General features: G+C 60.2%; 6 protein-coding genes. 1 reads left to right on the top strand and 5 read right to left on the bottom strand.

Annotated elements, in window-relative coordinates; genetic code table 11:
- Nucleotides 1-750 (bottom strand): CBS domain-containing protein (locus NW835_RS11900; RefSeq protein ID WP_414415390.1); only part of this gene is annotated, 750 nt, incomplete at its 3' end.
- Between the two features lie 701 nt (nt 751-1,451).
- Here NW835_RS11900 and NW835_RS11895 point away from each other — a divergent pair.
- Complete coding sequence (locus NW835_RS11895; RefSeq protein ID WP_414415389.1) at nt 1,452-2,606, top strand: FAD-binding oxidoreductase; 1,155 nt, start codon at nt 1,452-1,454, stop codon at nt 2,604-2,606.
- Nucleotides 2,607-2,637: 31 nt separating this feature from the next.
- Here the strand turns inward: NW835_RS11895 and NW835_RS11890 are convergent, their stop codons facing one another.
- The 4 genes from NW835_RS11890 to NW835_RS11875 all read right to left on the bottom strand — a co-directional run bounded on the left by NW835_RS11890 (nt 2,638) and on the right by NW835_RS11875 (nt 7,158).
- Nucleotides 2,638-3,756, bottom strand: a complete 1,119-nt coding sequence (locus NW835_RS11890) for an NAD(P)/FAD-dependent oxidoreductase (RefSeq protein WP_414415388.1) — start codon at nt 3,754-3,756, stop codon at nt 2,638-2,640.
- Nucleotides 3,757-3,789: 33 nt separating this feature from the next.
- Nucleotides 3,790-3,942 carry a photosystem II protein Y gene (locus NW835_RS11885; RefSeq protein ID WP_414365453.1) on the bottom strand — a complete coding sequence of 51 codons (153 nt, stop codon included), beginning with the start codon at nt 3,940-3,942 and terminating at the stop codon, nt 3,790-3,792.
- Nucleotides 3,943-4,390: 448 nt separating this feature from the next.
- Entirely contained in the window at nt 4,391-5,407 is a 1,017-nt protein-coding gene (locus NW835_RS11880) for a M14 family metallopeptidase (protein ID WP_414415387.1), read from the bottom strand.
- Nucleotides 5,408-5,688: 281 nt separating this feature from the next.
- Nucleotides 5,689-7,158 carry a glutamate-cysteine ligase family protein gene (locus NW835_RS11875; RefSeq protein WP_414415386.1) on the bottom strand — a complete coding sequence of 490 codons (1,470 nt, stop codon included), beginning with the start codon at nt 7,156-7,158 and terminating at the stop codon, nt 5,689-5,691.
- Nucleotides 7,159-7,363: the final 205 nt, after the last annotated feature.

Below are 7,363 nucleotides of genomic sequence, written 5' to 3'. Positions count from 1 at the left end.
AAACCGTTCCCCGCTGCGGCGCCTGAAGGTCAGTTCCCATCCCTGCGGGGGCCGCCCCTGGGCAAAGGCGGCGGTGATCTTGCCCATCTCTTCCGGGGGCCAATAGACAAAAGGGGGCTCCTTCCCGATGAGCTCCTCCTTGGGCCAGCCCACCATCGTGGCAAAGGTCTCGTTGACGTAGATCTGTCTGCCTTGTGAATTGACGGCGGCAATGCCCAGAGGAATGGCGCGTTCGATGGCAACGCGCAAATTCAGGGTGGTTTGTCGATCTGGTAGATCCAGCTTCCCTGTTGACGGCTCCCTCCAGACCGCTGCTGAAGGCGGCGGGCCTAAGGTTAGCCGCCAGCACAGCTCATCTTGGTTCACCACCCCCAACAGGGATCCCGCTTCGTCCACCACCGGCAAGTGGCGGATCCCGTGGGCCCGCATCAACTCCAACAATGCCAAGGGATCGCGGTAGTTGCCGACGGCCAAGGTCACGACCAGGGTGGTCATCACCTCAGCCAGGGTGGATCCCTGCCAAGAGCGGTCGCTGGCCACCCACCGCAACACGTCCACAGGTGTCAAAATGCCCACCACTCGGCCTGCGTCCACCACCAAGGCGTAGGGCCAGGAGCCATTCTTTTGCGCCAGCAGGGAGAGAAGCTCGGCAAGGGAGCTGTCAAGCCCGACCAAGGGCGGCATCCGGCCAAACAACTGTTCCAGGGATCCCGATGGAGAGGGCAAATCTTGCGCCATGTCGGAGGACAACTGAACCTTAAAGTTACAGTCAAAAAAAGTTTTAAATAGTATCGCGGCCAGGAGCCTTTAGCCAAAACCAGACAAAATACTCAGAGGTAGTTTTGACTCTAGGTAGGTGATGGTTTTAACCTAACTTTAACCTTATAATTGAGAGTACCACGTCGAGCAAAGAAGTTTTGGATCTTGACATAAATCTTTACATCTATTCACTATTTAAACTTACCGTCCAACTAATTTATGTTGGTTTATGGACTGAGACTTCAGGAACAAGTTAAGCTCTTAGCTTGCTATTGAAGGTAATTTTCAGCCCTAGGTTGCGACTCTTACACCTTATCGAGATTTTGCCTTTGTCTAAAAAGGGACAATCATCATCTTGTTACTCTGTTTTTTCAAGCATCCTCGCGTCATCGGCTTAAGCTTTAATTGGTTTGATTGAAGACAGATTTGACGGATTTTGTTTGAGCGGCTGCCAGCTTGCCTGAGATCGATCTGTGCCGCTGAGGCGATCCCTCCCCAACCCTTCGTTCCCGGGGAAGGGACTTGGGAAGCTGCCTCTATCGCGAGCTTCATTGGCTACCCAGAGGGAGCCGCGGCTATACTGACCAGGGGAGGAGCTTGCCACCTACACTGAAATCAGGCAAGTTGATCCCGATACGTGGGGGTTCAGGTTTTGCTTACCTTTTGGTGCGTTCTAAGCTCAGTTCTTCTCGATGACCTTTTCTCCGCCGCTGACAGATTTTCTCTCCAGCCAGGCTGCTCCTATTTCCATCCAAACTCCCTCGACGGTTCCAGAATTGGTGCAGCTCCTAAAAGAGTGCCGCGGGCAGAAGGTGCTGCCGCTTGGGCAGGGGAGCAAGTGGGGATGGGCTCCTCGCTTGGAGACAGTGGATCTTATCCTCAGTACCCGTGGGCTGTGCCGCTTGATCGACCATGCAGCTGCTGACCTAACGGCGACGGTAGAGGCCGGTATGACCCTGGCGGAGCTACAGGCCATCTTGGCCGAGCGGGGGCAATGGTGGCCGGTGGATCCCCTTTACCCTGACTGGGCCACAGTGGGCGGCATTATCGCCACTGCCGATACGGGCTCGCTGCGCTGGCGTTACGGTAGCATTGGCGACCTAGTGCTGGGCATTAGTTGGGTGCGGGCGGACGGGGAAGTGGCCAAAGCGGGCGGGCGGGTGGTCAAGAATGTGGCCGGCTATAACTTGACAAGACTGTTCGCCGGATCCCTGGGCAGCTTGGGGATCCTGACCCAAGTCAGCCTGCGGCTCTATCCCCTGCCGGCGGCCCAGACAACTTTGCTGGCCAGGGGATCCCTAGCGGACGTGGAGGCCCTGGCTCGGCAGGTACTGAGTGCGCCGGTGAGCCCAGTGGGGATGGATCTCTGGCTGAGGGCAGAAGGGCCACAGCTTTGGCTCAGCTTCCACGGCTCGGGGCGGGCAATTGCCCAGCAAATGGCCCAGGTGCGGCGGCTGGCTGCAGGGGAGTTGGCTTGGCAAGAGGCAGGCCCTGGGGCTTTGTCCATGCCCCCACCCGCTTCAGGAATGGTTCTGGCCAAGTTCGGCTGCTTGCCCAGCCAGAGCCTGGCCATTTTAGAGCAGTTTCAGTCCCTCTTTCCCAAAGCTCAGGTGCAACTGCATCGCGGCTGCGGCCTGGGGCGGGCTTGGATCCCCCAGCCTGAGGTGGGATCCCTGCTACAGTTACAGCGCTACCTCAAGTCGGTAGGCGGGTTTCTCCTGCTGCTGGAGGCACCGGCAGCCCTGAAGACAGCTCTGGCCCACGATTTCGGCCCGACAGCAACCCTGATGCGCAAGCTGAAGCAGCAGTTTGATCCCGCCGCCATCTTCAGCCCCAGCTTGATATAGCTACTCCAAATCACGCCGAAACATGGCGCCGTTAGCGGGCCTGCACAGGGATCCCCAGCATTGCCAGCAAGGTTTTAGCAGCATCCTGGCCGGAGAGCCAAGCACCTTCTACTCGCTCTCCGGCACACCAATCGCCGGCGCAGACCAACGGCAACCCCCTGCCGGCACTGGCAGGGACGTGGGTGCCCAGGCTGGCCAAACCTATCGTTTCCACGGGAAAAGCGTAGCGCCAGCGATGCACCTGCATCCATTGCGGCGAGGCCAGCCAGGGATCCAGGCGTTTGGCGGCGTGGGCCAGCAGTTCTCGACCAGCTTTTTCCAGCTCGGCGGGGCCAGCATCCAGATATAGCGACGACCACTCCGCCCCCCCGTGAAAGACCACCAGCGGCGGCAAGGGCTGCGGGCGCTTGCTGCTGTCCAGGGCCAGCCAGGCCAGCATCGGATCCTGCAAACACTTGATCCCCTTCCAAGGCGGCAGCGGCGTGCTCTCTGAATAGCCGGCCAAAACGGCAATGCAGGGCTGGTAGGCGGCGGATCCCAGCAGAGATAGCAGGTTGTTGGCAGGAGGAATCCCCTCTTGCAGCAAAGGCAACAACTGGGGAGCCGGGATTGCCATCACCACTGCCGCGGCCTCGTAGCACTGGCCGTTTTCGGCCTGTAATTGCCAGGTGGTTGCCAGCGGCCTGAGGCCAACCACACGCGTTTGGGTGTGGATGGACAAGGAAGTGGCTAGCTGTTTGGCCAGCATCGTCATGCCCCGGGGGCAGATGTAGCGGGGTTTCTCAGCATTGGAGTCCTCTGGGCGCAGCCCCTCTCGATCCAGCAGGTGCAACGAGCGCGTCCATTCCCTCAGCAGCCCCAGGCCCAGCAGCTCCTTCACCCAGCGATAAAAGCTGTCGGAATCGGGGGTCAGATATTGAACCCCGTGATCTACAGGCACTGTTTGTCCGGCATGCTCAACCCGCCGGGTGGCCATGCGCCCACCCAAACCCACCGATTTCTCCAGCACCAAGCCCTCCAGCCCCGCCCGCCGCAGTTGCCGTGCACAGGCTAGGCCAGCCACCCCGGCGCCAACGACAACGACGTCCGCCGACTTTCCGCTGCCCAGGCCGGAAGGGGGCATTGCACCCTGGAGATTTTTGTCCGACATACAGAGCCTATCGGCTGCAACCGAATCCCACCTTCAGCTCCCGCCTTTGCCAAAGGGGTTGTTGCCCCTTTCGCCGAAGAGCTTGGCTTCCCCCTTGATGGCAGCCTTGATGATGTTGTAGGCTGCCCAGCCAACCACCAAAACAATAGGTGCCAGGACGATCAGCGGACGGAGATCCATATCCATAGTTTCATCCCCCTCTCGTGAATGGAGTAAATGGAAAAAACAAGAGCTTCCAGGGCTGGCACCTGCTGGGATCCCGAAGAGCGAAGCTTTTTGGGGTTTGGATCCCGCTTTGGGCGCGGCACAACTCCGGAAGAACGGCTATACCCAGAATAACCCCAGGCATACCCTCTCCCGCTAAGCCCTGACGGACTGGGGCAAAGACGTCCGCTCACGCCAGCAGGACAGGATCCCTGGATGATTTCTCAGAGTTGCTGCTTCAACGGACGGGTAACCCAGGATCTTCACACAGCCGGAGAGTGGCTGCTTCGCCGTTCCTAGCCCATTCTGCAGCAAGCCCGGGTTCTGGACAAGAGCTTGCCTTGTTGCCTCTTGCGGGGATGGGCCAATCGAGGGCGAGAAAGTCCGTCACTTGCGCCATGTAGACTACGCCCAGAAGTAGCGCGGAAGTTTAGCCAGCTAGAGGGTAGCGCTCCATCAGGTAACAGAGGCAATCTTGGCGGATGATGCGGCTGTTGAGGGTGAGCATGCCCGGCACAAGGGGCACGCGGGTGCGAATTTCGCCATCTTGGGCGTAGAAGAAGCGATCCGCCACATCTTGGCCCTGCTCGTCTTGGACCTCCAGGTGGAAGCCGTTGTTTGTCCAGCCGATGCGGGTGTGGGGAGGGAGCTCCCGAAAGTTGAGGAGATCCAAATCGGGGAGAAAGCGCAGGTGCGGCTGGGATCCCTTGGGCTCTTCCCCCGCTTCCCCAAAGCTGAAGCTCACCTCCTCCGGGATCTTGACGATGGCGACGCTGTGAAATAGATCGATATCCTGTCGCAGGACGGGGCGTTGCGGCAGCGCCGACAGGTGCAGGCAGGCTTCCAGAAATTCGTAGGCATGTTGGGTGCCGTGGGGCTGATCCGGCTTGCCACATTCCAGGGTCACCGCCGGGCAGAAGCGCCCAAAGGCCATACTCTGTACCCCTTCTGGCTTGGTGAAATAGAGGACGGTGCGCCCAAACAAGGTGGCCAGGTGCAAGGTAGAACGATCTAAGTAATTGACACAGGCGTAGTGGGGATTGGTGCCTGTGTTGTTGTGGAGGTCAACGCTGACAAACACGCCGCGTTGCTGCATCTGCCGCAGGACGGCCTGAGCCATAGCGTGTTCGGGAGTGGAGCCGGGGCCCCAGATGCGGTTGTAGTCCGGTTGGCTGTCTAGCCGCCGTTGCCCGTGGCGGGCAGCCTGCACATTGCCGATGAAAAGGGACAGGGAACGGGGCAGTTCCCGGTGGACGTAGCGGCGCAGAAGCTGTCGCACCGCCTGCCAACCGGTGACCTCGTTGCCGTGGAGCAGGACGGACACAAACAAGGGGGGATCCCGTCGTCCTGCCAGATGGATGAGGGTTGGCCCGCCCAATTGGTCGTAGAGTTGATGGGCTTCTAAATCTAGGAGTTGCTCCGGCAGGTGATCGAGAACAGTGAGCATACGGTTTTTTGGACAAGCACCTCAACGCAAACCTTTTGGCTGCTCAAGGGCAGAGGGGATCCGGGAAATAGGCCCTCACCCCCAGCCCCTCTCCCAACGGGAGAGGGGAGATGGAGATTGGGGTAGCGAACTGTCTCATCCTTAGCTGGAGGTAAACAACTGGCTGTCGTGCTTGTGGCTTAGGTCGTCGCCCTGACCTTTGAGAAAGCATCCCTTCCGATGCAGGCATGCCCAAGCGGTGACTTATCCCCCCTGCCGGCAACTATGGGGAGACGGCTTCCCTAGCCGAGATCCCAGGTGTGTACCGGCTGACCTTGCCGCTGCCGTTCCCAGTAGGCACAGGTCAATTGTTGCATATCTTTACCATGCCGAGCCACGTAGCGGCGCTGCCAGGTGGCCCCATTCTGCCCCGACTCGACACGGCCGCGGAGAATGCCCAGGTACTCCTGGATGTCCTGGGGCGCCAAGTCCAGTTGCGCCAAGCCCGCCTCTGCTTGCGGGAGCAGCTCTTGCAACAACAATTGGCGCAGGGATCCCTGCCAACCGTTGAGCCAGGTGATGGGGGCCTCGAGGCCGAAGCGGGCGGCCGTATAAAAATTGGCGCGGCACTGGGCAAAGCTCAGCTCCTGCTCCGGGGGAAGAGGTCGGGATCCCAGGGCTTGCACCAGGCCAAAGTAGAAGGCCGCATTGGCAATCATGTCCGGCAGGGTGGGGCCTGCTGCAGCCACCCGCTGTTCGATGCGCAGGTGGGGAATGGGCTCCAAGCCGATGAGGGGGCGGTTCCAGCGCCAGATGGTGCCGTTGTGCAGACGCAGGTGGGCCAGCTCCGAGGGGGCAGCGGCTAACCTTTGCGGCAACACCACCGGGTAGCGGTGCAGATTTTCCCAAAACAGCTCCATTAGGGATTCCTGGACATAGCCTTGCCCGAAGGTAACGCGAGCTTGGTGGGTAGGGGCGAGGGGGGGTGGGCCATCCAACGCCTGCTCAAACACCGGGATGCGGGTTTCCGCCCACAGGTCGTGCCCAAACAGATAGGGAGAATTGGCTGCCAGGGCTACCAAGGGGGCCGATACGAGCAGGGAAGCGTTGAAGTAGCGGGCTGCCTGGTGGGGCGACACCTGCAGATGGATCTGAAAGGAGGTGGTGGCTGCCTCCAGCATGACGTTTGGGTGGGTGACGCGTAGCCGGGTGGCAGGCCCTGCGATCGCCAGCCCCAGGGGCGGGATCCCTGAGGGTTGCTCGCGCCGGTGCAGGTTTAGGATCTGCTCGTTGAGGGCCAGGTAGCGCTTGCGAGGCGAGATCATTTCCAAAGTGAGCTGCTGCTGCTGCAGCGTGGGCAAAATGCCGATCATCATCAGCCCCGCCTGCAGTTGCTCGGCCACTCGGCAGCAGTGAGCCCAGGTCTGCGCCAGCTCTTGCTGCAACTGCCGCAGAGCCGAACCGACCAAGACCTGAGGCCGGCCGTTGATCTCGATGTTGAAGCGGGCCAGTTCCGGCACCACCAGCGGGTTGTTGACGGCCTCCAGGTAGGCGGAGTTGATCGGGGCCGGCTCTCCCTGGGGGGTGACTAGCCAAGCTTCCAGCTCAAACCCACCCACCAGGGATCCCTGGGCAAAAGGTCGACAGGCGGGATCCAGCCCCGGCACACCGGCCAGCCAGCGCTCCAGCAAATCCGTTTCTTGCTGCAGCCGAGCTTTGAACTCAGCAAAATCCTCCGCGCCAAAGCTGAGGGAGGCAATCTCTTGGCCCATCGAGACAACTCCGCAGCTCCCCTGGATGAGATCACCTAGAAACCGCAGAAAGCCGCGCTCTGGCGCAGCCAGTCGCGAAGCGGGACGGAGTCCTTGCGTCGGGAGGAATGCGAGAAGCCGGACGACAGTATAGCATCTGATGAGATAAAATAGATAGGGGCATGCCCCAAGTCCTGACTATCTCCTGCAAGCTTAAGGTGTCTGC

This window comes from Synechococcus sp. OH2 (assembly GCF_047462155.1).
Lineage (GTDB): Bacteria > Cyanobacteriota > Cyanobacteriia > Thermostichales > Thermostichaceae > Thermostichus.
Note: the sequence above shows the minus strand (reverse complement) of the source record. Positions and strands in the feature narration are given on the sequence as shown.